Below are 25,358 nucleotides of genomic sequence, written 5' to 3'. Positions count from 1 at the left end.
GCACATCGCACGGGCCGCAGTATGGCCTGCCCCGCGCCTTAGCCCAAGAGGGGAATGCCAAAGCGATCAAAGGTTTCCAGAAGCCACCAGCTGAAATCGGTAAAAGCCCCGGTCAACAGCGCCAGACCGACGATGACCAAAAGACCGCCCATTGTCCGCTCGATCCATTTCATATGCCGCTTCAGCCGCTGCATGATCCCCATGGCGCGTTCGATGAACAGCGCAGCCAGCAGGAATGGTATGCCCAGACCCGCCGCATAGACCCCCAAAAGCAGCGTGCCCCGCTGCACCGATCCCTCTTGCGCGGCAAGCGACAGGATAGCGCCCAGCTGTGGCCCGATACAGGGCGTCCAACCAAAGGCAAAGGCCAGCCCAAGGACATAGGCCCCCAGCGCCGAACCGCCCCTGTCGCCCGCATCCAGCCGCGCCTCGCGGTCCAGAAGACCGATGCGGAAGACCCCAAGGAAATGCAGCCCGAAGACAAGGACCACCGCCCCCGCGACCTGCGAGAACAGCACCTGATTCTTCAGGAAGAAGGCTCCGAAAGCGCTGGCCGTGAACCCCAGCAGAAGAAAGACCGTCGACAGGCCCATGACGAAGAACAGCGCAGGCAACATCACCCGCCGCCGCGCCGATTTGCCCCCCGCCGTCATCTCGCCCATGGAAATGCCGCCCATATAGGCCAGATAGGGCGGCACGATGGGCAGGACGCAGGGCGACAGAAAGGACAGCACGCCCCCCAGCAATGCCACCAGCATTGCCGCCCCCATCCCCGCATCCATGATCTCGATCCCGAACATAAACCCCTGTTACCCGCTTCCATCCGCGCCGTCATCACGGTCTTTCGTCACATTGCCGTGGCCCTGCCCCGCGCCTTGCGCTAAGTCCGCGCCATGACCCGCCCGCCCGACATCACGCTGGATTGCGAAGGCCTCCTCTGCCCCCTGCCCGTCCTCAAGGCGCGCAAGGCGCTGGCGGGCATGGCTCCGGGCCAGATTCTGCGCCTCACCGCGACCGACCGCATGGCCGCAATCGACCTGCCGCATTTCTGCGCCGAAGCCGGGCACCACTTCCTCGCCGCCGAAGAGAACGGCCCCGTCACCGCCTATCTGATCGAACGCGGCCCCTCCCCCTCTCGCTAACCCCCTTCATCTTGGCGAAAAATACTCCGGGGGTCCCGGGGGGGACCCCCGGCGGAGCCAAGCGGCGAAGGCCGCGCAGGCGACCCAAAAAACTTGCGCCGCAAGGCGCGCCGCTTTCTGGGCCTCCGCAAAGGGAAAGGGCCGGAACATGCGTCCCGGCCCCCGATCTTTCCTCCGCAGGGCTTAGCGGCCGAGCGACCACCAGCCCTTCTTGCGCGGCTTGGGCGGGCCTTCCTCTGCCGCAGGTTCTGCTGCGGGTGCAGGCGCGATGGCGGCCACCTCTGCCTCGCCCGGATCGGCCTGCAGCGCGGCCTCCGGCGCGGGGGCCAGGCCCGGATCGGCAGGGAAAGCCGCGGCTTCCACCGCAACTTCGGCCGCCGCAACTTCGGCCGCGGGTGCTTCGGACTCGGGCTTCTTCTTCGCGCGCGACCGGCTGGCGGGTTTCTTGGCGGGTTTCGCCGGGGGCTCCACCGCCTCGACCGGGGCCGCCGCCTCAACCGCCACCTCAACCGCCGCATCCGCCACAGGCTCTGCCGTCACGGCCTCGGCCGCCGGGGCCGCCTTGCGGCTGCGCGACCGGGTCACTTTCTTCTTCGGCGCTTCCGGCGCGGGCTCTGCGGCCACTTCGGCAGGGGCCTCGCTCACCACTGCCTCGGTCACTACGGGCTCCGCCGCGGCCTCAGCCGCAGCCTCAGTCACCGCGACCTCGGCCTCGTCGCCATCCTCTTCGTCGCTCTCAGCCCCTTCGCCGGTGGCGGCTGTCGCCTCAGCCCCCGGCTGGCCGCCCTGCGCGCCGCCCTTCTTCTTGCGCCGACGACGGCGCTTTTTCTTACCGCCGCCGTCGCCCGTGGCCGCGCGACCATCGCGCCCTTCGGCCCGCGCCTCACCCCGCGCCTCGCGCGGCTCTTCGGCGACCTCAACCTCTTCGACCTCGTCCAGATCCTCGTCGAAGGGCAGATCCTCGTCCTCGTCCTCATCGACCGGGGCACCCATCAGACCGGCATGGCCCGAAATCACCGCCGTCGGTTCCGGCACCACACGGGTGGCCGTCTTGAACTTCTCGATCACGTAATCCGGGCTGACCAGTGCCGGATCGCCTTCGATCCGCACGCTCATGCCATACCGCGCCTCGATCAGCGCCACATGTTCGCGCTTCTGGTTGATGAGGAAGTTCACGATCCCCACAGGCGCCTTCAACAGCACCTCCTTCGACCGCTTCCGCGTCCCCTCTTCCTCCAGCGCACGCAGGATTTGCAGGCCCAGACTGTCATCCGACCGGATCAGACCCGTGCCATGGCAATGCGAACAGGGCTGCGTGGTGCTTTCCAGCATGCCGGGACGCAGGCGCTGGCGGCTCATCTCCAACAGGCCAAAGCCCGAGATGCGGCCCACCTGAATCCGTGCGCGATCCGTCTTCAGTTTTTCCTTCAGGCGCTTTTCGACGGCGGCGTTGTTCTTCCGCTCTTCCATGTCGATGAAGTCGATCACGATCAGCCCGGCAAGGTCGCGCAGACGCAATTGCCGCGCGATCTCTTCCGCCGCTTCAAGGTTCGTCTTCAGCGCGGTTTCCTCGATCGACCCTTCCTTCGTGGCCCGTCCTGAGTTGATGTCGATGGCCACCAAAGCCTCGGTCACGCCGATGACGATGTAGCCCCCGGATTTCAGCTGCACCACCGGGTTGAACATGCCGCCCAGATAGCTTTCCACCTGATAGCGGGCGAAGAGGGGCATCGTGTCCTCATACCGCTTCACCACCTTGGCGTGGGACGGCATGATCATCCGCATGAAGTCCTTGGCGGTGCGATAGCCCGCCTCGCCCTCGACCAGAACCTCGTCGATCTCGCGGCTATAAAGATCGCGGATCGACCGCTTGATCAGGTTGCCTTCCTCATAGATCGCGGCGGGCGCAATGGATTTGAGCGTGAGTTCGCGGATCTGTTCCCACAGCCGCATCAGGTATTCGTAATCACGCTTGATCTCGGCCTTGGTGCGCTTGGCCCCGGCCGTGCGGATGATCAGGCCCGCGCCTTCCGGCACCTCGATCTCTTGCGCGATTTCCTTCAGTTTCTTGCGGTCTGCGGCCTGCGTGATCTTGCGGGAAATGCCGCCGCCCCGCGCAGTGTTGGGCATCAGCACGCAATAGCGGCCTGCCAGCGACAGATAGGTGGTCAGCGCCGCGCCCTTATTGCCGCGCTCTTCCTTCACGACCTGGACCAGCATGATCTGCCGGACCTTGATCACTTCTTGAATCTTGTATTTGCGCGGGCGGGGCTTTCGCGGTGCGCTGATCTCTTCGGCGACATCCTCTTCGGCGACCGACTCGATCTCGTCATCCGTGTCGCTGGCATGGTCCATGGCACGGTAGGGGCGATCGCCATTCTCGCCGCCATTCTCGGACCCGTTTTCGCCGTTCTGCTCGCCATCCTGCCCATGGTCATGCCCGTGGTCGTGATCATGCCCATGGTCGTGTTCGGCGGCCTGCTCGGCCACGGGTGCGGCCTCGGCCAGATCCTCCACCGCCTCGGCGGCGTTGTCCTCGGTCTCTTCCTCGTCCAGATCGACGACATCCATGCCGCTGATCTCAACCGTTTTCACCGCATCGCGGCGCGCGCCTTCGGGGCGCGGCCGCGAACGGCTGCGCGAGCGGCGGTTCTCTTCCTCTTCCTGCGCGCGGTTATAGGCGCGCTCTTCCTCGATCAGCGCCTTACGGTCCGCGACGGGGATCTGGTAGTAGTCCGGGTGGATTTCGGCAAAGGCAAGGAAACCATGCCGGTTCCCGCCGTAATCGACAAAGGCCGCCTGAAGCGACGGCTCAACCCGTGTGACCTTTGCGAGGTAGATATTGCCAGCAAGCTGGCGTTTGTTCACCGTTTCAAAGTCGAATTCTTCAACCTTGTTTCCGTCCACCACCACGACGCGGGTCTCTTCCGCATGCGTGGCGTCGATAAGCATCTTCTTGGCCATGATATCCTGATGCGCCCCGGCATGGCCTGCCCGGGCCGGAGCGAACTCCGGGATCGGGGTCGGACATGAAAAGGCGGCTTGTCTGGGAATGACGGCGCGGGACGAATGGCCGGGCCATGCCCGGTGGGCATCCCTCGGTTTTCGTCATCGAAATCGCGCGCATCATCGCGGTTCTCTTTCGAACGCCTTACGGCATCCACCTAATTAAGCCCGCTGCGTCTTGTGACCTCGCAGGCAAACTGACGACCTTGCGGCCGATCCGACTGCCACTGTCGCGGTCCATTCCAAAGGTCCGGCAATAGTGGGCAGAGAATTCATCGGCGAGACATGCGTCCCGCGTCCCGCGACCCTAGCGGCAAAGACGCGCCAAACACAATGGGTGAATTTCACCGCCCCCCAGAAAGCGCGACCGGAGGGTGAGGCGCGAGATGGCCGATCAACCTTTGGTTAGGGTTAATCGACCGGGCGGGACCACATCTGTGGCCACAGTTTGCGGCACAAAACCCGGCACAAAACAGGGCACAGGCTTTTTCAGCGATTTCCGCAGGTTAATGCCCGTTTCAGGTATATTCCGCCCGGCTGAGGCCATACTTGGCCATCTTCTCGTTCAGCGTCCGGCGCGGCAAGCACAACTCATCCATCACGGCAACGATACTGCCCTTGTGGCGGCGCATCGTATTGTCGATCAGCATCCGTTCGAAAGCCTCGACATATTCCTTCAAGGGCTTACCCTCGGTGGTCATGGCAGGCCCCGTCGCCTCGTTATCCGCCATCAGAAGCGAGGCGATCGACCCCGATCCCCGGCGGTTCTGCAACACGGCCCGTTCCGCGATATTGACCAATTGGCGCACATTCCCCGGCCACGGGGCCTGCAAGAGTTGCGCCGCCTCTTGCGCCGTCACCTGTGGCGCGTCGCAGCCATATTCTTCGGAAAACTGTTCCGACATCCGGGTGAAGAGGGTCAGGATATCCTCGCCCCGAACCCTAAGGGGTGGGCAAAGAATGGTCATCGCCCCCAACCGGTAGTAGAGATCGGACCGCAGCACATCTTCCAGTGTCTTATCGGGCGCATGTTCGTTGCAGATGGCGATGATGCGGGTTTCGGGCGGCATGCCCTGTTCGTTGATCACCGTCAGAAGCCGCGCCTGCAAGGGTTGGCTCAGCGCCTCGACATCCTCAAGACAGAGCGTGCCCCCCCGCGCCTCTTCCACCAGCGGGATCTGCCCATCCTCGGACGGGCCAAACAGTTTGGCCGCCAATTGATCCTCGGACCATGCCGCGCAGGAAATGGTGACGAATTTCTTCGACGCGCGCGGCCCCACGGCGTGCAGGGCATGGGCGACCAGCGTCTTGCCCGTGCCCGTTTCGCCATCAATCAGGACATGGCTATCTGCTTGACCCAGATCGAGAATATCCTCGCGCAGCCGTTCCATCACCGGGCTTGATCCGATCAGTTTCTTCATCAGGACCGACCCGTCCGACAGCTCCTTCCGCAGGGCCCGGTTGTCCAGCGTCAACCGCCGCGTCTGGGTCGCGCGTTTGGCCAGTTCCGTCATCCTATCGGGATTAAAGGGTTTTTCCAGAAAGTCATAGGCGCCGACTCGCATGGCCTCGACCGCCATGGGCACATCGCCATGCCCGGTGATCATGATGACAGGGAGCCCTGAATCCATGCCCATCAGGCGTTTCAGAAAGGCCATGCCATCCATCCCCGGCATCTTGATATCGCTGACGACAACCCCCGGAAATTCCGGCCCGATGCCCTTCAGCGCCTCTTCCGCGCTGGCATAAGTCTCTGTATCGAAACCGGAAAGGGCCAGCCATTGGCTGATCGACTGCCGCATGTCGGCCTCGTCATCGACAATCGCCACCTTCATTGCCCGTGCCATGTTTCCCTCATTCCGCTGCTTCGACTTCTTTGCCCAGCAAGGGCAGTTGCATTTCAAACACCGCGCCGCCGCCTTCGGCATTGCGCGCCGTCAGCCGACCGCCAAGGTCGGTCACGATGCCCGATGAGATGGCAAGGCCAAGCCCCACCCCCTCGCCCGGTTTCTTGGTCGTGTAGAAAGGCTCGAACAGGTTGTCCAAGTCCTTGATTCCCGTGCCATTATCCCGCACGGCCAGCATCGCCACATCGCCCGATGACAAGATCAGGTCGATCTGCGGATCGCGGCGGTCGCGCGTGGCATCCAGCGCATTGCGCAGAAGGTTGATGATGACCTGTTCCAGACGGATACGGTCAGCCATCACCATCACGGGCGTGCGCGGCAGCGTGCGGGTGATGCGCACCACCCGCTGTTTCAACTGCGGCTCCATCATCGATAGCGCACCAGACAGGGCAGATCGCAGATCCACAGGCTCGAACGCCTCGCCCCCTTTGCGGGCATAGGATTTCAGCTGCCGTGTGATCGCCCCCATGCGTTCGATCAGGTCATCAATGCGTTGGAACGATGACAGCGCCTCTTCCGGCCGTTTCCGTTGCAGAAGCAGCCGCGCCCCCGCGAGATAGGTCTTCATCGCCGCAAGCGGTTGATTCAATTCATGACTGACCGCAGCCGACATTTCGCCCAGCGCGGCAAGCTTGGACGATTGCGCCAGCGTCAATTCGGCCACGGCAAGGTCCTTCTGCACCTTTTCGCGTTCCGCAATCTCGCGCTGCAGGCGGGCGTTCAGCATCCGAAGTTCGGCAGATTCCTTCTGAAAGCTCATGCTTTGCGACCATGCCTTGCGCGACAGCATGTAGAAGGTCAGCGCCATCAGGATGGCAAAGCCCATGATCTCCAGCGCCAGAATGCCGTTGACCCTTTCGCGGACGGAATCATAGGCCGTGAAGGTGATCATCCGCCAGCCACGGAACGGCACCCGCGCCTCGGTCTTCATCACCGCCTCGCCCCGGACATAGGCATCGGGCGGGGCCTGCGCCCAATCCGCCGTCGCCTGCAAGGCCCGGCTCAGCGCCGAAGGCGCATCGCGCACAGCCAGCGCCTCGGCCATCGGCAGGCCGCGCCAGCGCGGTTCGGTGGCAAGGATCACCGTCCCCTCGCTGTCGGTGACCATGACCGCATCCTGCAAACCCGCCCAAGCGCGTTCGTATTTCATCAGATCGACCGCCACCACGATGACGCCTGCAAAGCGGCCATCCACCAGCACCGACCGGGAATAGGTGAAGTCGAACCCGCCGCCTTCGCGCGCCTGCGCGGTAAAGACCGTGTCCTTGTTGCGCTGCGCTTCGATGAAATAGGGGCTGCCGCGATGGTTCGTCCCCAACAGGTTACGGTTCGTGGCCCCCACCGTACGGGCATCGGCATCGATCAAGAGGATCGAGGCCACCCCGATCTCAGACTGCACCCGGATCAGTTTTTGTGACGTATCGGCAAAGCTGCGGTTGCGCAGCGCCTCTATCAGCGCGGGGTCACCCGCCAATAGCAGCGGCACGACCGAGGTGCGCTGCAATTCCGACACCATATTCCCGGAATACAGCGCAAGGCGCAATTCGGCCCGGTTGCGGGTGGTTTCGGTAAAGCGTTCCGAAAGCCAGCGGTTCGTCACCAGCACCACGCCGATGGCCACCAGAACCAAAAGCGCAATCACCAGTTTCGCGCGCCAGGAAATGCCGGGCGGCGTGTCAGACTCGGCGCTGGAAAGGTGATCGGCGTCCTGCATGGTGGCAATTTAGGCCCGCTCCGCAGGCCCCTTCAAGAAGCCGACGAAAAGCCCTCGTCAGGCAAGCGTCAACCCGCCCATCAACGCCTTGAACAGCGCCGCGCCATCGGTGCCGCCCTGCGCCGGGTCAACCACACGTTCGGGATGCGGCATCATCCCAAGGACACGCCGATTCTCGGACAAGACGCCCGCGATATCGGCCATCGACCCGTTGGGATTGCCGTCATAGGTAAAGGCGATGCGATCCTCGCCCTTCAGTCGGGCCAGACCTTCGTCATCGATGGTGTAATTGCCATCGTGATGGGCCACAGGCACCGTGATCGCCTGCCCCATCCCGTATTCGGCGGTAAAGGCGCTGTCGGTGGTGGCCACCCGCAACCCCTGCATCCGGCAGACGAATTTCAGGCCCGCATTGCGCATCAGCGCACCGGGCAGAAGCTGCATCTCGGTCAGGACCTGAAAGCCGTTGCAGATGCCAAGGACAAACCCACCCCGCGCGGCATGGGCCTTGACCGCCGCGCCGATGGGCGATTGCGCCGCAATGGCGCCGCAGCGCAGGTAATCGCCAAAGGAAAAGCCGCCGGGAATGCCCACCACATCCACGCCGGGGGGCAGGTCTGTATCCTTGTGCCAGACGCGGGTGACGTGCCATCCCGCCCGCTCGAACGCGACGGCAAGATCACGGTCGCAGTTGGAACCGGGAAAGGTGACGACGGCGGCCTTCATCTTGGCATCCTTTCGCAAGCAGGGAATGCGCGGGGATTAGCGCAAAGCGTTTCGCCCCGCCACCCTAATTCCTTAGCTTTGCGGACGCGTCTTCTTCGGGTCGTAATGCGACAGGGGCACGATCACCGCAGGCAGGCGTTTCTGATGGCCGTCCAGCTTGCCCACCTCCAGCGCGGTGCCCACTTCGGCATGGGCGACATCGACCCGCGCCAGCGCGATATTTTTGCCCAGAAGGGGCGACCGCATGGACGAGGTCACCTCCCCCACCTGCGCGCGGCCCATATGGATGCAATCGCCATGGCCCACATCGACATTTGCGTCGATCTCCAGCCCCACGAATTTCCAGCGCGGGTTTTCCTTGCGCCGGATCAGCGCCTCGCGCCCGATGAAATCATCGGTTTTCGACTTCAACGGCACGGTAAAGCCGATGCCTGCTTCGAACGGGTCGGTCTGGTCGCTGAAATCATAGCCGGCGAAGATCAGCCCCGCCTCGATCCGCACCATATCCAGCGCGGCAAGGCCCATCGGTTTCAGCCCAAGGTCGCGGCCATGTTCCCAGACGGCGTCATAGACGGCGTTGCCGTCCTTCGGGTGGCAGAACACCTCAAACCCAAGCTCGCCCGTATAGCCCGTGCGCGACACCACCACCGGCGCGCCCTCCGGCCCGCCCAGACGGCCCACGGTCAGCCTGAACCAGCCCAGTTCGGCGATCGAAGGCTGATGCGGCGCGGTCCAGATCATCCGCTCCATGATCTTGCGGCTGTTCGGCCCTTGCACGGCAAGGTTATGCAGCTGATCCGTCGAGGACCGCACCATCACCTTCAGGCCCAACTTCTCGGCCTGTTCGCGCAGCCAGATGCCGCCGTAATCATCGCCGCCGATCCAGCGGAAATTGTCACGCCCCAGCCGGAACAGGGTGCCGTCATCGATCATCCCGCCATGTTCATAGCACATGGCGGAATAGACGACCTGCCCCACGCTCAGCTTTTTGACATCCCGCGTCAGGGTCCATTGCATCAAGGCCTCGGCATCCGGTCCCGTCACCTCAAACTTGCGCAGGGGCGACAGGTCCAGCACGACGGCCTTTTCCCGGCAGGCCCAATATTCCTCGATCGCGCCGTTCGATGAATAGACCTGCGGCAGCCAATAGCCCTTGTATTCCACCACATGCCGGGTCAGCGCCCCGGTCCTTTCGGCAAAGGCGGTGTCCTTGGTCATCTTCGGCTCCGAATCTGGGGTGGCGCGCCATGCGATGGCGCGGCTGAACTTTTCCGCGCCGGAATAGGTGCGGACATGGATATCGCTAAGATACCAGCCATTGGCCGGGCTGGTGTCATCCGGGCAGGCCGAGGACACGCAAACCAGATCGGTCAGCGCGCGGAAAAGGACATAGTCGCCGGGGCGCGACCACGGCTCATCGGAATACAGCACGCCATGCGCGTCGATGCCCGTATTGAAAAACAGGTTCACTGCCATCCAGCCGGGTCGGCCCGAGATGTTGAATTCCGCCAGCGCACCGTTGAAATTGTCGGAGCAGTTGGCATGGCCGGGATAGCCGATATCATCGTAATACTTGGCCGCGCAGGCCATGGCGAAGGCGTCATGGCGACCGACGGTATCCTGCACCACCTCTAGAAGCGACAGCATGTCCTGATCGTAATATTTCGAATGCAGCCCCGGCATCGAATAGGCATGGCCCATCAGGGTGCGCGAGGTGGTCACATCCAGCGCATGTTCGATCCCCTTGTCGAGTTTGCGCGCGGCGAAGGCCTGAAAATCGGTGCATTGGCGGCCATCCACGTCGATGATCTGGATATAGTCGCCCGCCTTCACGAAATAGGCCCGTGCCGTGGCTGATTTCACCCGCAGGTCCAGCACCGGATCGGCCAGCGGATCGGGCAGATCGAACTGCCGGACGGTCAACAGGGAGGCACGTTGCACCTGCACAACGAGGGGCGTGGCGGTATCCTGCCCGTCAGGCTCCATCTCGCCGCCCGGCGCGGCAATGATAAGCACGCCATCGCGGGTGACGGTGAAGGTTTCCTCGCTGCCCGCCGGGCTTTCGCCGCCAAAGATCGCAAGGGCCCCGGCCTTGGACAGATCAATCCCCCGCCGTTCCAGACCCAACCGCAGCCCGCCCATGCCGGACCCCAGCCGTGGCCCTGCTGACAGAAGCGCCTTCAACCCGCCCGCGTCGGAATTGGCCGCAACCCCCAGAAGGCCCGCATCGATGCGCCCCTGCCCGTCTGCGGCCACAAGTTCCGCCCGCTGCCCGCCTTCGGGATTGGCAATGGTGACACGATCCCCCGCGCCGATGCGGATCAGGATTGCGCCATTCCCCGCCACTTCGTAGCGTTCCTTACCCGACTGCGGCAGAGCCGAGGTCGCGGTGAGGATTCGGCTTGGGCGCGGCGGGCCGGGGATGACTTTGGGATAAAGATCGAGCATGGCCACTCCCCCCGCCAGAGTTGCATCAGCGTAAAAACTGTTTCACAAAAAGAATATCCGGCGTCTCCCTTTGGGGCAAGCGCCATGATGGGAAAAACGAGGCAGCACCGTGATTGCACTTTCCCTTGGACTTCTCGCCGCCCTGTTTTGGGGACTGCACGATTTTACCATCCGCCGCGTGGGGGGCAAAGCCGATGTGGCGGTGATCTTCACCGTCGTCACGATCTTTGGCCTGATCCCGCTGATCCCGATTGCGGTGATCGTCGGCGGCTGGTGGGCCATTGGCCCGCAGCAGGCGGCGCTGGCATTGGCCGCAGGTGTGGGAACGGTCAGCGCCAATATTGCGCTTTATCGCGCCTTCACCATCGGCCCTGTGTCGCTGGTGGCCCCGATCTGCGGATCCTACCCCGTTTTGTCCGTCCTATTCGCCATCGCGCGGGGAGAAGAGGCCGGGCCGCTGGTCTGGTTGGCCGTTCTGGCCGTTGTGGCGGGCGTGGCCATCGTCGCGCGGGGCGAAGGTGGCACGTCATCGGGCAGCCGCATCGCCGCAGTGGGATGGGCGGCGCTGGCCTCTGTCTCCTTCGCTGTGACGTTCGGGCTGGCGCAATGGTCGGCCGAAACCGGCGCGCATATGCCTGTGGCCGCGATCACCCGCATTACCGCGCTGTGCATCGCGCTGGTTTGGCTGATACAGCGGCGGCCCGGGACGGGTGGTCTTGGCCGGATCTGGCCCGCGCTTTTGTTGATGGGGTTCCTTGATGTCGGTGCGATAAGCGCCGTTACACTGGCGGGAGGGATGGAGAATGCGGAATATGCCTCGGTCGCCTCATCCATATTCGGGATCGTGACAATCCTTCTGGCGTGGCGCTTCCTGCATGAACCGATGCGAGCGGCGCAATGGGGCGGTGTGGCGCTTGTCTTTGCGGGGATTGCGACGCTGGGTCTGGTCTGAGGATCATTCCGAAGGTGGCAGGGCACCTGCAAGACCGCGCAGGCCCACCAACCGCCGCCGTTCATCCGCCGGGTTTACGCCGAAGGCTTCGGCATAGTGGCGGGTCATCGGCGTGGAACTGGCATAGCCCACCGAAAGCGCGATCTCGGTGATCGTCTGGGTGGAATAAAGCACCTTCTGGCGGGCTTTCTTCAGCCGCAGCAGGCGATAGTATTTCAGCGGTGACTGCCCCGTCGCTTGTTTGAAACTGCGTTCAAGATGGCGCTCGGATATCCCCAGCGCCTCGGCCACGTCGGAAATCTGGACCGGGTCTTCGATATGATCGGCAAAGACGCGGATCGCCTGCCGGATCATGTCGGGCAGCATGTCATCTGTTCCGCCCCGTTTTTGAACTGGGACCTTCTGGGTCGCATCATCGGCGCGCACGAAGGGATGCTGGAACCAGCAAGCCACCTCGGTCATCGTGTCGCGGCCCAGCTTTTCTTCGATCATCCGCAGCATCAGGTCGAACACCGCCCCTGCCCCGCTGGCCGTATGCCGCCGCCTGTCACGGATGATGACCGATTGGCTGACGGCGATATCCGCAAATTCCGCCTTGAAGGCAGCGTCATAGCACCAATGGACGGAACAGACATGACCGCCCATCACCCCGGACCGCACCAGGGGAAAGATGCCGCCGGAAAACCCGCCCAGCACCACGCCCGACCGATCCATCCAGCGCACCTGCGCGTTTGACCGTTTCGGGTGAACGAATTGCGATTGCGGCATGGAGAGGAAGAAGAGGTAGTCGAGTTCCCCGGCCTCGGTCAGCGTGGCGTCGGGGTCGAACTTCACCTCGGCGGATGACCGCACCGGGCCTGCCTCTTCGGCCAGAAGTTTCCACGAAAATTCGCGTCGCCCCACGATTTCATTCGCAGCGCGCAAAGGTTCGATGGCCGAGGTAAGGCAGGCCATCGGGAAACCGGGAAAGAGCAGAAAGCCCAGCACCGTGGGCTTGCCTGCCTCGGAGACGGGCTTTGCCACGCGATCAGTCCTCTGGCCACCAACCGGGCGAGGTGGGCGCGCCATCGTCATATTGCGCAAGCCATGCCGTCATCAGATCGCGGTTCCTGAGGAACCCCTTATAGGCGGCCAGATCGGGATGGATGTCGCGCACCACCCGATGCAAGCGGCGGGCCCATTTCGGGATGGTCACCAACTCATCATATTTGATCAGATAGCAGCGGATCGGGAAGGCGATGGCATTGGACCGGGGCAGCCGCCACAGGGTCTGCAATTCCACCCGCAGATGCATGCGCTGGCCAAGGTTGTCCATCGTGATCTCGGTCCGGGTCGGGCCCCATTTGGGATAGGTCTCCGGGCTCGTATCCAGCAGAGGGTCCACCGTATGGGTCCAATTGAACCGCCGCACCGGTGCGCCGTGCTGAAGTTTCAGCAGGAATTTCAGCGCGCGGTCGAAAACCCCCTTTTCATGCGCAAGCGGCACGGGGGCGTGCCATTCATGAAAGCCCATCCCGATGTCGAAATCCAAGGACCAGTCGGCCTGCGTCGTCACCATCCCGGCTTCGATCCAGAGGTTTTCGTCGCGCTGATCCTGCAAGGTGAAATCACCCTGCGCTTGGCGGGTGATGTATTCCATCGGGCCATAAGGCAGCGTCGAGGGATCAAGGAAGGTGAAGGTCTGTTCGATCTGCATCGGCTTGTTGATCCAAGTCCAACGCTTGCCGGTCTTGTGCAGTTCAAACCAATGCGGGTAATCCCGCGCCTTGCTTTCCATGATCAGTTCAAGCAGGTCCCAGCCCGCCAATTCCATATGCGGCAGGGATTGGCAGCGCAGCGGGTCTTCCTTCAGGACCAGTTCCCGGTCGCGCATTTCAGCAAGGTAGTGTTCATCCACGTCGAAGGCGTGTTCGAACACCGATCCGGGACGGCCCGGCACATGCGGTTCCATATTGACCGAATACATGTAGTCGTCCCGGTCAAAGGGGAATGGGAAGCGTTTGATCGCCCGCTCCGAGTTCTTGAAGGTGAAATCGTTGCGGAATGTCTCGTTGTTGAACTCGAATCCCATCGCGTCCTCCCTTAGCGGTCAAGGACGAGGGATTTGCCCTCGAACCGCGACACGCATGGCATGATCTTGGTGCCGCTAGCTTTTTCTTCATCCGAAAGCCAGTGGTCGTGGTGGTGGATATGTCCGTCGCAGCGGATGACATTCGTCTCGCACTGTCCGCAGGCCCCGCCACGGCAAAGATAGGGGGCATCCACACCCGCGGCCTCTATCGCCTCAAGGATCGACTGCGCGGCGCCGACCTGCACCATCTTGCCCGATGCCGCCAGTTCAACCGTGAAGGGCTGGCCCACGGGCGGGGCGAGGAATTCCTCGGAATGCACGGTATTGGCGGGCCAGCCCAGGCCCGCCGCCGTGGTTTTTACCCATTCGATCATCCCCTTCGGCCCGCAGACATAAAGATGCGTGCCAAGGGGTTGGGTAGACAGCAGGGTCTTCAGGTCAATCGCCTGCCCCTTGTCATCGACATAGATATGGACGCGTTCGTGATAGGCGTCGCGTAAGCGGTCCGCATAGGCCCCCAGCGCCTCGGAGCGCACGGAATAGTGGAGTTCGAACCGCTGCCCCATTGGCGCAAGCTGGGCCATCATCGACATGAAGGGCGTGATCCCGATGCCGCCTGCAAGGAACAGGTGCTTTCGCGCCCGCGCATCCGGCGGGAACAGGTTCACCGGATGGCCGATTTGCATCCGCATCCCCGGCACGACATGACGGTGCATGTAAAGCGATCCGCCCCGCCCAACCTCATCCCTTCGGACCGAGATTTCGTATCCCTTTGTATCTGAAGGATCGGACATCAGCGAATAGGGGTTCATCCGGCGCGTGCCATGGTCGTCCATCTCGACCACCACATGCGACCCGCCAGAGAAATGCGGCATGTCTTCGCCATCCGCACGTTCGAAACGGAACCGTTTGATGAGGGCGTTCACCTCCACCACCTCGGTCACGACAACATCCAGTCTGGGGGCCCCGACGCTCATTTGAAACGCTCCACCGCCGGGGGAACCTGTCCGGGATCCTCGGCGTCGATATTCACCCCCTGAAAGGCCGCAAGGCGGCGGGAGTAGTGGTCGCGGACGAACAGGTTCAGCCCGCAATGGGAACAGACGAAGGGATCGGTCGTCACGTTTTCGGTGATGCCCTTGCAATGCACGCATTGCACGCGGCGGGCCAGCGACCCGCGATGTTCGGTCTGCACCGCGTCATGGGGAAGCCCTGCCTCCATCACATCGCGCTGCGCCAGACCGATCAGCGTCTCGGTTCCCGCCAGATAGACCTGCAGGCCCATATGGGCATCGGCCAGCACCTTGCGCAGCCGCGGTTCCGCCGCCCAGAAGGACGGCGATCGGTGGCATTGCGCGGCCCCGAGTGCCTCAAGACTCGCGAATTCATCCGTGCCATTCGCACCAGGCACATAAATGATGTGCGTCTTTTCCAGCATCGCGGCGGCAGCTTCCCCGGCCTTGGCAAAAAGATCACGGATCGCGCCCGCCCCTTCACCATCGGCCACGCAAAGATGCGCCGTGCCCGCACGCGGTTGCAGCACACCATAGACAGGGCGGCTGCGGATCGATTTTTCGAAAACGGTCTGGCTCATGGTCCTGTCAGTTCCGGTTGGGTCCGGTTGTGGAAAAGGGCACGCCATCGGATCGGCGTGCCCTGTCCTGGTTCAGTCCTTGGCGGTACGCCGCTTCTTTTCCACGTCATAGAAGGGCATCGAATGCGTCACGGCGGCAATCTCGCCATGCGTGGCGCAGTTCACCACCAGTTTCGTTTCGTTATTGGCGCAATCCACCGGAATACGCGCGATGGCGATGTTGTGCTTGTTCAGCGGCGAATACATCGCCTGCGTCACAACCCCCACCTTCTTGCCATCCCGATAGATCGGCGCGCCATTGCCCGGCACGTTGGTGCCTTCCATCTTCAGGCCCCAAATCTTGAACCGTTCCTTGCCCTTCAGGCGGTAATGCTCTTCCGCGCCACGGAAGCCCACCTTGCCAGGGGATACGGTGAAGTCGAGACCCAGCTCCCACAGCGTATCGCCCGGCCCTTCATCCTCGAACGGATACATCTCGGAATTGTCGAAGGGGAAGAACAAGAGATAGCTCTCAGTGCGCAGGAGGTCGAGCGTGGTGAACCTGCAGGGGATGATCCCCATCGATTTGCCTTCGTCCAGAATGCGATCCCAGATCATCGGCGCATCCTGACCGCGCACGAACAGCTCATACCCCCGCTCACCGGTGTAACCGGTGCGCGAGATCATGGCGGGCTTGCCGAACAGACTGGTCTGCATCTGAGAGAAATAGGGAAGCTGCCGGATGCCGGGGACGTGCTTTTCCAGATAGTCCACCGCCAGCGGGCCCTGCAGCGACAGGTCATGGGTGTTGTCGTCGAAGCGGACCGAAACATCGCGTCCCGTCGCGGCCATGGTCAGCTGCTCATGCCCCTGTCCCGACCCGTGCACCACCATGAAGCTGTTGGGGGCAAGGCGATAGATGACGCAATCCTCGATGAACTTGCCCGCATCGTTCAGCATGCAGGCATAGACCGACCGGCCCGGCATCAGCTTTTCCATGTTCCGAGTGGTGGCGCGTTCAATCACATGGCTGGCGGCAGGCCCCGTGATATGGACCTTCTTCAGGCCTGACACATCCATCAGCCCGGCCTTGGTGCGGATCGCCATGTATTCGGCATCCGGGTCCCCGTCATAGGACCAAGCGGTTCCCATCCCGCTCCAATCTTCAAGGTTCGATCCCAGCGCGCGGTGCCGATCACCCAGCGTGGAAAAGCGCCACGAATTCGTCATTTCCGTCCCTCCCGATGGACTTGTTTGTTGGCCATACTCTCCAACCATCCCCCCACGAAATCAACCTTCATGTGCAAAAAGTTTTCCTGTCAGGGAAAGTTTTCCATATGAAACCGTCCTGAGGGGCCAAAAACCGCCACGCCCCGCCTGCCGAACGGGCAAGTTGGGAACCGGCCCATGGCCCGCCTGATTCCCCGCATGAAAAAGGGCGGCCCATTGGACCGCCCTTCCCTGCTTCTACAATCGCCCCGATCAGCCCGGCAGGACGAAGAACCAGTTCGCCCAAAGGACAACCGCCGCCCCGCCGATCAGCGCAAGATAGGGCAGGAAACCGGCTTTTCTTTCGCCCAGATCGCCATTCGACAGGCCCAGATCCTCCAACGCTTCGGGCGGGAACTTGCCGCCGTCTTGCAGATAATGGCGGAACCAGAATACCGGCAGGATCAGCGCGGCAAAGACCACACCCGACCAGAGCGCATTCTCATAGCCCCAGACCTTCGCCCCAGCCCCAAGGAACAGCGCGTTGACGAAAGCCAGAACCGTGTTCAGCCCGATCAGGAAGGTCGGGGCCTTCCAAGGCCGATGCACATGGCCCGAATCGATCCGGTGGATCCAGCCTGCATTCAGGTTCAGGAAGTTGAAGGTCAGATAGCCCACGTTCGAGATGGCCAGAACGTAGAAATACCCCCCCGCATCCGAGGCCAGCGCCAGAAGGAACAGGTTGAACCCCAGATCCGTCCACATCGCATTGGTCGGCGCACCATGTTCGTTCACATGGGACAGGTATTTCGGCAGCCAGCCGTCACGCGACCCCTGATAGAGCGTGCGCGAAGACCCTGCCATCGCCGTCATGATCGCCAGAAACAGCGCCATGATCATCAGGATGATGAAGATCTGCACGATCACATTGGACGAGCTGACCATCGACGACAGCGCCGCCCCCACGCCCGTGCCATCCACGATGCCGGGATCAAGCATCCCCGCCGCCCCGAAGACGCCTTGGAACGAGAAGGGGATCATGAAGAAGAAGACGATGCAGAGAAGGCCCGAAAAGAAGATGGCCTTGAACGTGTCCGTCGCCGGGTTCTTCATTTCCGCCGTGTAGCAGACCGCCGTTTCAAACCCGTAGGTCGACCATGCCGCGATATACATCGCGCCAAGGAACAGCGTCCAACCGCCGATATCCCATGCACCGACATCGCCGCCATAGGCGACCGACGGGGGGACGATCTCGCTTACATTCATCATGTCGATCGATCCGGTCAGGATCGGCACGATGCCCACAAGGAAAAGCGGGATCAGAACGATGACCGCCAGCACCTTCTGCGCGCTGGCCGTCGAGGCGATGCCGCGATGCTGGATGGCGAAGATGATGAACATCAGGATCGCGCCGATCACGAAGGTCGAATTGAAATGCAGGGTCCCAAGGCCGGGGATGGACAGGGCATAGGCTTCCCAGACACGGATCGTGGGGGTCAGCGCGCTGACCGCATCCGCCGTGGCCACTGCCGTGATGGCATCGGCGGCCGAAGTCCCGGCATTGGCAGCCATGTAGTCGATCACCGCCTGAGTCGCCTCGGTATAGCTGGCAAGGTTCGCCGCCACCCAGTCGACCACAACTTGGCTATCGGCATGCGGGATTGGGAACAGCGCGTTCAGGATGTAGCCTGCCGCAATCGCACAGCCGAGTGACAGCACCGGCGACCACGCAAACCAGTTGCACCAGACCGAGAGCGGCGCGATCGACTTGGAATAGCGCAGCCATGCGGTCGCGCCATAGATCGACGCCCCGCCCGACTTGTTGCCGAACATCCCCGCCATTTCGGCATAGGTGAAGGATTGCAGAAAACCCATGCACATGGACAAGATCCAGACGGCAAAGGCCGCCTGCCCCGCCACGCCGGCGATCCCGCCGATGGAGAACAGAACCAGCGGGGGCACCCCCGCAGCAACCCAGAAGGCACCCTTCCAGTCCAGCGCGCGTTGCAGCTCGCCGTTACTTGCAGTTGACGACATTTAGTTAACTCCCTCGTTCCCTGTTGGCGCCGGTTGCTTGGGGTTTACCCTGCCCGCGCTCCGGCTTTTGCTTGTCCGTCCCGGCTTCCGCGTCGGGGCGGCTTTGGGCTTGCAGGGCAGCCTATGGCCCTGCCTCCTGACGGGCCCCGTCGCGCAGGTTTGCTCTGCCAAGGCGATCGAGTCCGGTGCACGCAACAAAGCACGCTCTTATGCACAAGGCGAGATATTTTTATCTGTGCGAAAAAATTTTTCCTCTAGCTGCGCCGCAGCATGACATGCGCACCTTTGGCCATGCGAAAAGGCCCGGGCGAGATGCCCGGGCCTTTGTCTTTTTTCTCAAGGGCTTTGTGGTCTATTTCACCTTCCGATAGGCCGCCTTCTCATGCCGCGCCCCAAGGACCAGGGCCCCGATGCAAAGCACGATGGAAATCGCAAGCCAGATGCCCTCTGACCCGACACCTGCGTAATAGGTGCCTTCGACGGCGGACCAGTCAGTGATGTTCGTTCCGATCAGCATGGTTCTTTGTCCTTTCCGCGTTTCATTCGGCCGGAGTGGTGGGGGCAGGCCCCGTCAGGAATTCGGGATAGGCCTGCGCAGGCACCTTGACCTTATCAAGGCCCATCACCTCGGACTCTGCCGGGACGCGCAAGAGCCCCATTTGCTTGAGCAGAAGCGAGATGACATAGCCCGGAACAAAGCCCAGAACCGCCATCACGACAGCACCGACGATCTGCCCGTAAAGCGTGATGGCCGGCGCGCCTTCCGCCGTCAGGGCCGGATAGCCCGACGCGAAGATCCCCACCGCGACCACGCCCCAAAGGCCGACCACGCCGTGCAGGGCAACGGCCCCCACGGCATCGTCAATGCGCATCTTTTCGACAACACCCGCAGCGAGCGGCATGATCACCCCGCCGATCATAGCGATGACAAAGGCCATCGGCGGCCAGTAAAGATCAAGCCCCGCCGCCACCGAGATGATGCCGCCGAGCGCCCCTGACATCATCCAGAACGGATCGCGGGTCATCGCCCATGCCGCAATCGCGCCACCGGCAAAGCCCATCAGGATGTTGAAGGTGAGTGCCGAAAGCGTAACCGGCGTGCCGTAGATATTGGCAAAGATGCCGATTCCCCACGACCACGGTTCACCCGGGAAGATGACGCAGGCCATAAGAAAGCCCCAGAACCCCGCGATGATCAGCATCAGGCCCACAAGCGTTGCCGGCATCGAATGGCCTGGGATCGAATTGGCCGTACCATCGGGATTGAACTTCCCGATTCGCGCGCCAAGGTTGATCAGGACGCCCAACGTGAAGAAGCCTGCAATGGCGTGCACCACGCCGGATGCGCCGAAATCGTGGTAACCAAGGCTCGTGACCAACCAGCCATCCGCATGCCAACCCCAGGCCGCGCCAAGAATCCAGACAAAGCTGCCCAGCGCAATGGCCAGAATGGTAAAGCCCACGATCTGGATACGCTCGATCAGGCTGCCCGACATGATGGATGCCGTGGTTGCAGCGAACATCGCAAAGGCCCCAAAGAAGACGCCCGTCGCGCTATCGGCCAGACTGGGCCCCATCACCGACCCAACCGGACTTGCCGCCGCGATGGCATATTCAAGGCCAGAGATCCCCGCAGGACCCGCCGACATCGAAAACCCGGTGGGGAAGGCCCAATAGATGAACCAGCCCGCATAGTAGAAGGTCGGGATGATGAAGGCGAAGGCGAGGATGTTCTTGATCCCCGACGCCAGCGCGTTTTTCGCGCGCGAGGCCCCCATCTCATAAGACAGGAAGCCCGCGTGGATCAGCACCATCAGCGGAATGGTTAGGTAGTAGAAGGTTTCTGCCGTCGTCCGGTTCAATCCGGCCGTGGCATCCTTAAGGGCGGCAAGTTCGGCCGCCAAAGCTGCAACTTGTTCTTCCATCGATTTCCCCTGTTGTCGGTGCCGCCCTGATCGTCGCCAAGGCGGCTTGTTCGAAAAGTAGACCATGGATGGGGCGTGACGCCGCGCCAGAAATTCACCCAAGGCGAAAAAAATTTCCCCAACCGCGAATTGCGGGCCGAATTAAGTGTCGTAAACGGCACATGCGCGTCGAAATTGCACAATTTTTCGGCAGAATGGGGGCGACTGCAAAAAGACAAACGGCCCCGGTACAGGACCGGAGCCGTTGATTCATGCGCGTGAGGGATGGTCAGTTCTTCAGATAGCTTTCCATCGAATCCTCCAGCGCGTCCTTCCATGGCGTATGGTGGATCGGGGCCATCGTGCCGGTAATCACCGATTTATAGGCATTGTCGCGGAAGGACATGATGTCTTTCTTCTTATGGTCCTTCCACTCGAAGAAGGCCTCGCAGGCCCCATCCACGTCAAAGGACGGATAATCCGTCTCGGCAATCAGCTCCTTCACATAATCGCCTTGGTAATGGATGGCGTCATGGGCATCCTGCCCCGCATCCTCGCCTGCGACCCGGTTTTCGACATCCTTTAGAAGCACCGCCTTGTCCGACGGAATGGCGATGCGCCCCATGATCGCATCCCGCACCCACCAAGCCTGCGCATCGAACATGTTGAAGGTGAACCACTGGTCCTGCATGCCCAGATAGAACAGCTTGGGGTTATGCACCCACGCCACACCCTTGTAGAGGTCCGCAGTTGCAAGCCGGTTCGCCGTTTTCAGCCGCAGATCATCGGGCAGGAAGGGGAAATGGTGCTTGTAGCCCGTGCAAAGGATGATTGCGTCGATCTTCTTGCTGCTGCCATCGCCGAAATAGGCAGTATTCTCATCCACCCGCACCAGACCCGGCTTTTCCTCCCAATTCGCGGGCCAGTTAAAGCCCATGGGGTCGCGGCGATAGGTGCTGGTGATCGACTTTGCCCCGTATTTCCAGCATTGCGACCCGACATCCTCGGCCGAATAGGACGTGCCCATGATCAGCAGGTCCTTGCCCGTGAATTCCCGCGCATCGCGGAAATCATGGGCATGCAGGACACGCCCGTTGAACTTGTCGAAACCCGGATATTCCGGAACGTTCGGCACCGAGAAATGGCCCGAGGCGACAATCACATGATCGAATTCCTCGTCATACATCCGATCCGCCTTCAGATCATGCGCGGTGACGGTGAAGGTTCCCGTTGCTTCGTGATACTTCACCATGCGGATCGTGGTGGAAAAGCGGATCCAGTCGCGCACCCCCGCCTTCTTCACCCGGCCCTCGATATAGTCGAACAGAACGGCGCGCGGCGGATAGCTGGCGATCTGCTTTCCGAAATGTTCCTCAAAGGAATAGTCGGCGAACTCAAGGCCTTCCTTAGGCCCATTGGACCACAGATAGCGATACATCGAACAATGGACCGGCTCGCCGTTTTCATCCAGCCCGGTGCGCCACGTATAGTTCCAGAGCCCGCCCCAGTTCGATTGCTTTTCAAAACAGACGACTTCGGGGATATCGGCACCCTTCGCCTTGGCGGATTGGAAAGCCCTCAGCTGCGCAAGCCCCGATGGCCCTGCGCCGATCACCGCAACACGTTTCTTCACGTCACCCTCCATGTCAGTCGTCTTTTGTGGTTTGTTGCCAGAAGGCTAATCCTCGCGCGCAATCCACGTCAAATTATTTTCCCTTGATGAAATAATTTGACGCAGCTTCACGCCATCCCGAATAGCCTGCCCGCACGGGACGGCCCACCCGTCTTGCGTCCAGAGAAAGGCCGCGCGCGCCCACGTGCCCTGAACGCTTCATCGTCAGCTTAAACGAAACAATATGCCCCCTGCCCCGAAGATTCCCCATCCTTTCGGTCAAAACGCCGGATTTCTGCCCCGCTCTGGACATGATTTGCCCGAAGAGAAGGGGTTCAGTAATGCCAGTGCTGTTGCTGTGCCGTGCGGAAGTCCGACCGCGCGGATTGAGTGTAGGTGACAACCTGCGGACGCCCTAGGCACCTGGTTGCAGCATGAAGATACTCGCCGTCGATGATGACGACACGATTCTTGACCTTCTGGCCGAGGCGCTGGCGCTTGCGGGCCATGAACGCATGTCGAGGGCCCGTTCGGCACATGAAGCGCTTGGCGTGATCGCAGCGACCACGACCCCGTTCGATTGCCTTCTGCTGGACATCCAAATGCCCGGCATGGATGGCATCGCCCTCTGCCGCGAGGTGCGCGGCCTGCATGCCTATGCCACAACGCCCATCCTGATGCTGACCGCCATGTCGCAGCGCGACTATATCGAGCGCGCCTTCATGGCCGGGGCCACCGATTACATCACCAAACCCTTCGATCTTTTGGAACTCTCGGCCCGGATCGGCATGGCCCATCGTCTTGTTGAAGAACGCACCCGTCTGGCCGATACGCAAACCATGCTTGAACGGCTCAAGCGTGAGATCAAGACATTCCCGGCCGTATCTCTGCATGATCCGGTCGATCTGGGCACCTTGCCCCGCACGATCGCCTATCTGTCTTTCGAAAACTATATCCTCTCCCTGACACGGGCGCGGCTCTTTACGTCAAATGTCATCGCGCTGAAGGTACAGGATGTGGAACGCATGCACGCCCAGCATCGCCCGTCCGAATTCCTTGCGCGATTGCGCATGGTCGGCCAGGCCTTTGCCGAGGCGACCGAAGGCGAAGGCAGCGTCCTTTCCTATCGCGGCAATGGCATCTTTCTGGCCATCAGCCACAATCGCAGCCGCCTGACGCCCGAAGATATCGAGGCGCATATCAACGGATCGATCCTTGCCGGACAGGGGATCACCGTCGCCGTGGGCGAACGCATGTCGCTTGGATCGATCACGCGGTTTGGATCGCTGCAATCGGTGAACAAGGCGGCAGCAGCGGTTGAAAAGAAGCTTCAGAATGCAGGCCCCCCCGCCCCCGTGCCGCGCAGCCTGCCGGAACGGTCACTTGCGCGGTATCGTGGTGAACAGGATCGCACCGCCTATGAAGGCATGTTGCGCCAGATGCTGACCGATGATCTGGCGCGCCTGCGCGGAGAGCTTAATGCAGGCGTGGGTCAAGGTCCATCACAGCAACCTGCACCCGCACGCCGTCAAGCTCCATGACCGGCCCGGCGGGTTTGGCCCTCAGGCCAAGCCGCCCGATCCAGCGCGGCCAGACCGCAGGGCCGAAAGCGATGATCTTCTGCGCCCCAAGGGATCGCGCAGTGCGGATCATCTCGTACATCAGATCGCCTTGAACCTTTTTGCGCAGCCGCGCGGGCACGGCATTGGATACGAAGATGCGCGACGCTTCCCAGATTTTCGGGTCCACCGGGGCCTCGAAATCCATCAGGTCCGACGGGATGGACTCGAGCATGCCGCGCTGCGCATCACGGATCATGTAGGTATACATGCCCACCCGTGCCGTCGTCGGGGTCAGACGCACGCCGGCCAGAACTTCGCCATTCTCATGCACGGCGATCCAGCGGCTGGCGGGCGTATCGTATTGGTCGAACTCCATGCCCTCGGCTTCGGGCAAGCGCCAATTGTTCTTTACGATGAAAGAGTTACGCCTTGCGCGCAGAAGATTCACGAACAGGTCACCATGTTGGTGCATGTTCTGGAATGAGAGTGTTGTCGTCAGCATCAAGTTCCCGGTTCCACCTGCCTCTCGCGCAGGTCCGATGGCGGGAAGAGACTTCCCATCGTTCACCTTGGAACCCGACGCCGCGTTGAAGCGGGCGTCGCGTCTTTGGGGTGGTAGGCTGGCCATTGCGCGCTCACTTGGTAACAATTGTTAATTTACAAGGGCATGCGCTTGGACAAAACGCTAACCCATTTTTCCCACTTTCTGCGAATCCGGCGAAACTGTGGCAAATAGGCAATCACGAAAAATCCTTACCATACAAGATTTTGTAGGTAGCTCCTCATGCAGCCCCTTTTGCTGAATTTGAGGATTCCGGACATCCGCACAAGTTCTGACCACAGACCACTGTTTCCCATTTCGCAACACTCTGCCTACAGTGGAATTGAAATATTGCAAGTCAGCTTTTACGCGATTCGGCCCAGAACAGCACGAAAGCGCCAGAATTGACCTCAGGGTGACCACAAAATGGTCCAAGTGACGCGCGACACCGGGGCGGTAATGATCCCGTCGGCACTCTGATGGCGGCGGGTAGATGCAAGACCATGCCTTGGGGGCCATGATGCCGCGCTATTTCCAATCCTTCCGCTTCTTCGGCGAAGTCGCCGACCTGCTTTTGCTGGAACGCCCCGAGCGGCGGCTGCTGGTCGACATCTCGCTTGAACCCGCGCAAGACACGCCCGGACGCAACCCCTATCCGCAGCGCACGACCTTTACCCTATCCGACCCTGCGCTGATGGAACGTTTTCTGGGCGAAATATCCTTGGGCGATGCAATCGAGGCCCATGGAACATTTTCGCAGACGAACTACGTGCCTCATCGGACAACCTGCATCGACACCACTTTCCTGATGCTGGATTATCGCCGGGTCCCGCTACCCGAACAGTTGATTCCCGCCACGATTGACGTGGCCATGGATGCGCTGCGCAGGGTACGGCTGCATTAGGGATAGAAGGCCGCACGGGAATGACATCCACACCGCTCAGCACAAGCAGC

Annotated in this window: 20 protein-coding genes; 4 read left to right on the top strand and 16 right to left on the bottom strand. The window is 61.6% G+C overall.

Going from position 1 to position 25,358, the window contains the following annotated elements; all coding sequences use genetic code 11:
- Nucleotides 1-38: 38 nt before the first annotated feature.
- Nucleotides 39-800, bottom strand: coding sequence for a cytochrome c biogenesis CcdA family protein (locus QF092_RS01130; protein ID WP_281466797.1), 762 nt, complete (start codon nucleotides 798-800; stop codon nucleotides 39-41).
- 93 nt (nucleotides 801-893) lie between these two features.
- Here QF092_RS01130 and QF092_RS01125 point away from each other — a divergent pair, with 93 nt between their 5' ends.
- On the top strand, nucleotides 894-1,142 hold the full coding sequence (locus QF092_RS01125) for a sulfurtransferase TusA family protein (protein ID WP_281466795.1): 249 nt from the start codon (nucleotides 894-896) through the stop codon (nucleotides 1,140-1,142).
- Between the two features lie 183 nt (nucleotides 1,143-1,325).
- On the opposite strand, the gene QF092_RS01120 is transcribed toward QF092_RS01125, so the two are convergent.
- The 5 genes from QF092_RS01120 to QF092_RS01100 all read right to left on the bottom strand — a co-directional run bounded on the left by QF092_RS01120 (nucleotide 1,326) and on the right by QF092_RS01100 (nucleotide 10,943).
- The gene (locus QF092_RS01120; RefSeq protein ID WP_281466793.1) at nucleotides 1,326-4,106 is read right to left on the bottom strand and encodes an Rne/Rng family ribonuclease; all 2,781 of its coding nucleotides are present in this window, start codon (nucleotides 4,104-4,106) and stop codon (nucleotides 1,326-1,328) included.
- A gap of 560 nt (nucleotides 4,107-4,666) precedes the next feature.
- Nucleotides 4,667-5,995 (bottom strand): sigma-54-dependent transcriptional regulator, encoded by a 1,329-nt coding sequence (locus QF092_RS01115; protein ID WP_281466791.1) that lies wholly within the window; start codon nucleotides 5,993-5,995, stop codon nucleotides 4,667-4,669.
- Between the two features lie 7 nt (nucleotides 5,996-6,002).
- Nucleotides 6,003-7,769 carry a sensor histidine kinase gene (locus QF092_RS01110; RefSeq protein WP_281466786.1) on the bottom strand — a complete coding sequence of 589 codons (1,767 nt, stop codon included), beginning with the start codon at nucleotides 7,767-7,769 and terminating at the stop codon, nucleotides 6,003-6,005.
- A 57-nt stretch (nucleotides 7,770-7,826) separates the two neighbouring features.
- On the bottom strand, nucleotides 7,827-8,495 hold the full coding sequence (gene purQ / locus QF092_RS01105; protein ID WP_281466784.1) for a phosphoribosylformylglycinamidine synthase subunit PurQ: 669 nt from the start codon (nucleotides 8,493-8,495) through the stop codon (nucleotides 7,827-7,829).
- A 72-nt stretch (nucleotides 8,496-8,567) separates the two neighbouring features.
- Nucleotides 8,568-10,943: a trimethylamine N-oxide demethylase gene (locus QF092_RS01100; protein WP_281466782.1), complete on the bottom strand. Its 2,376-nt coding sequence runs from the start codon at nucleotides 10,941-10,943 to the stop codon at nucleotides 8,568-8,570.
- Between the two features lie 109 nt (nucleotides 10,944-11,052).
- Here QF092_RS01100 and QF092_RS01095 point away from each other — a divergent pair, with 109 nt between their 5' ends.
- The gene (locus QF092_RS01095; RefSeq protein ID WP_281466780.1) at nucleotides 11,053-11,895 is read left to right on the top strand and encodes an EamA family transporter; all 843 of its coding nucleotides are present in this window, start codon (nucleotides 11,053-11,055) and stop codon (nucleotides 11,893-11,895) included.
- 3 nt (nucleotides 11,896-11,898) lie between these two features.
- Here QF092_RS01095 and QF092_RS01090 read toward each other — a convergent pair whose 3' ends face one another.
- The 9 genes from QF092_RS01090 to QF092_RS01050 form a co-directional block, all read right to left on the bottom strand.
- Nucleotides 11,899-12,918, bottom strand: a complete 1,020-nt coding sequence (locus tag QF092_RS01090; RefSeq protein WP_281466778.1) for a GlxA family transcriptional regulator — start codon at nucleotides 12,916-12,918, stop codon at nucleotides 11,899-11,901.
- Nucleotides 12,919-12,922: 4 nt separating this feature from the next.
- Entirely contained in the window at nucleotides 12,923-13,966 is a 1,044-nt protein-coding gene (locus QF092_RS01085; RefSeq protein WP_281466776.1) for a heme-dependent oxidative N-demethylase family protein, read from the bottom strand.
- 11 nt (nucleotides 13,967-13,977) lie between these two features.
- Nucleotides 13,978-14,943 carry a PDR/VanB family oxidoreductase gene (locus QF092_RS01080; protein WP_281466774.1) on the bottom strand — a complete coding sequence of 322 codons (966 nt, stop codon included), beginning with the start codon at nucleotides 14,941-14,943 and terminating at the stop codon, nucleotides 13,978-13,980.
- Nucleotides 14,940-15,560, bottom strand: a complete 621-nt coding sequence (locus tag QF092_RS01075) for a dimethylamine monooxygenase subunit DmmA family protein (RefSeq protein WP_281466772.1) — start codon at nucleotides 15,558-15,560, stop codon at nucleotides 14,940-14,942. The genes QF092_RS01080 and QF092_RS01075 overlap by 4 nt, the downstream gene beginning before the upstream one ends.
- A 72-nt stretch (nucleotides 15,561-15,632) precedes the next feature.
- Entirely contained in the window at nucleotides 15,633-16,769 is a 1,137-nt protein-coding gene (locus QF092_RS01070) for an aminomethyl transferase family protein (RefSeq protein WP_281466770.1), read from the bottom strand.
- Nucleotides 16,770-17,021: 252 nt separating this feature from the next.
- On the bottom strand, nucleotides 17,022-18,785 hold the full coding sequence (locus QF092_RS01065) for a trimethylamine N-oxide permease (RefSeq protein WP_281466768.1): 1,764 nt from the start codon (nucleotides 18,783-18,785) through the stop codon (nucleotides 17,022-17,024).
- Between the two features lie 352 nt (nucleotides 18,786-19,137).
- Nucleotides 19,138-19,302 carry a hypothetical protein gene (locus QF092_RS01060; protein ID WP_281466766.1) on the bottom strand — a complete coding sequence of 55 codons (165 nt, stop codon included), beginning with the start codon at nucleotides 19,300-19,302 and terminating at the stop codon, nucleotides 19,138-19,140.
- Between the two features lie 22 nt (nucleotides 19,303-19,324).
- Nucleotides 19,325-20,710, bottom strand: coding sequence for an ammonium transporter (locus tag QF092_RS01055; protein WP_281466764.1), 1,386 nt, complete (start codon nucleotides 20,708-20,710; stop codon nucleotides 19,325-19,327).
- 268 nt (nucleotides 20,711-20,978) lie between these two features.
- Nucleotides 20,979-22,322, bottom strand: coding sequence for an NAD(P)-binding domain-containing protein (locus QF092_RS01050; protein WP_281466762.1), 1,344 nt, complete (start codon nucleotides 22,320-22,322; stop codon nucleotides 20,979-20,981).
- Nucleotides 22,323-22,735: 413 nt separating this feature from the next.
- Here QF092_RS01050 and QF092_RS01045 point away from each other — a divergent pair, with 413 nt between their 5' ends.
- Entirely contained in the window at nucleotides 22,736-23,842 is a 1,107-nt protein-coding gene (locus QF092_RS01045; RefSeq protein ID WP_281466760.1) for a response regulator, read from the top strand.
- Here QF092_RS01045 and QF092_RS01040 read toward each other — a convergent pair.
- Entirely contained in the window at nucleotides 23,778-24,365 is a 588-nt protein-coding gene (locus QF092_RS01040) for an acyl-homoserine-lactone synthase (RefSeq protein ID WP_281466758.1), read from the bottom strand. The genes QF092_RS01045 and QF092_RS01040 overlap by 65 nt on opposite strands.
- A gap of 532 nt (nucleotides 24,366-24,897) precedes the next feature.
- On the opposite strand from QF092_RS01040, the gene QF092_RS01035 reads away from it, so the two are divergent.
- Complete coding sequence (locus QF092_RS01035) at nucleotides 24,898-25,308, top strand: hypothetical protein (protein ID WP_281466756.1); 411 nt, start codon at nucleotides 24,898-24,900, stop codon at nucleotides 25,306-25,308.
- The last annotated feature ends 50 nt before the right edge of the window (nucleotides 25,309-25,358 follow it).

Source organism: Fuscovulum ytuae (assembly GCF_029953595.1).
In the GTDB taxonomy this organism is placed as follows: domain Bacteria; phylum Pseudomonadota; class Alphaproteobacteria; order Rhodobacterales; family Rhodobacteraceae; genus Paragemmobacter; species Paragemmobacter ytuae.
This window is presented reverse-complemented; position numbering and strand designations above follow the sequence as displayed.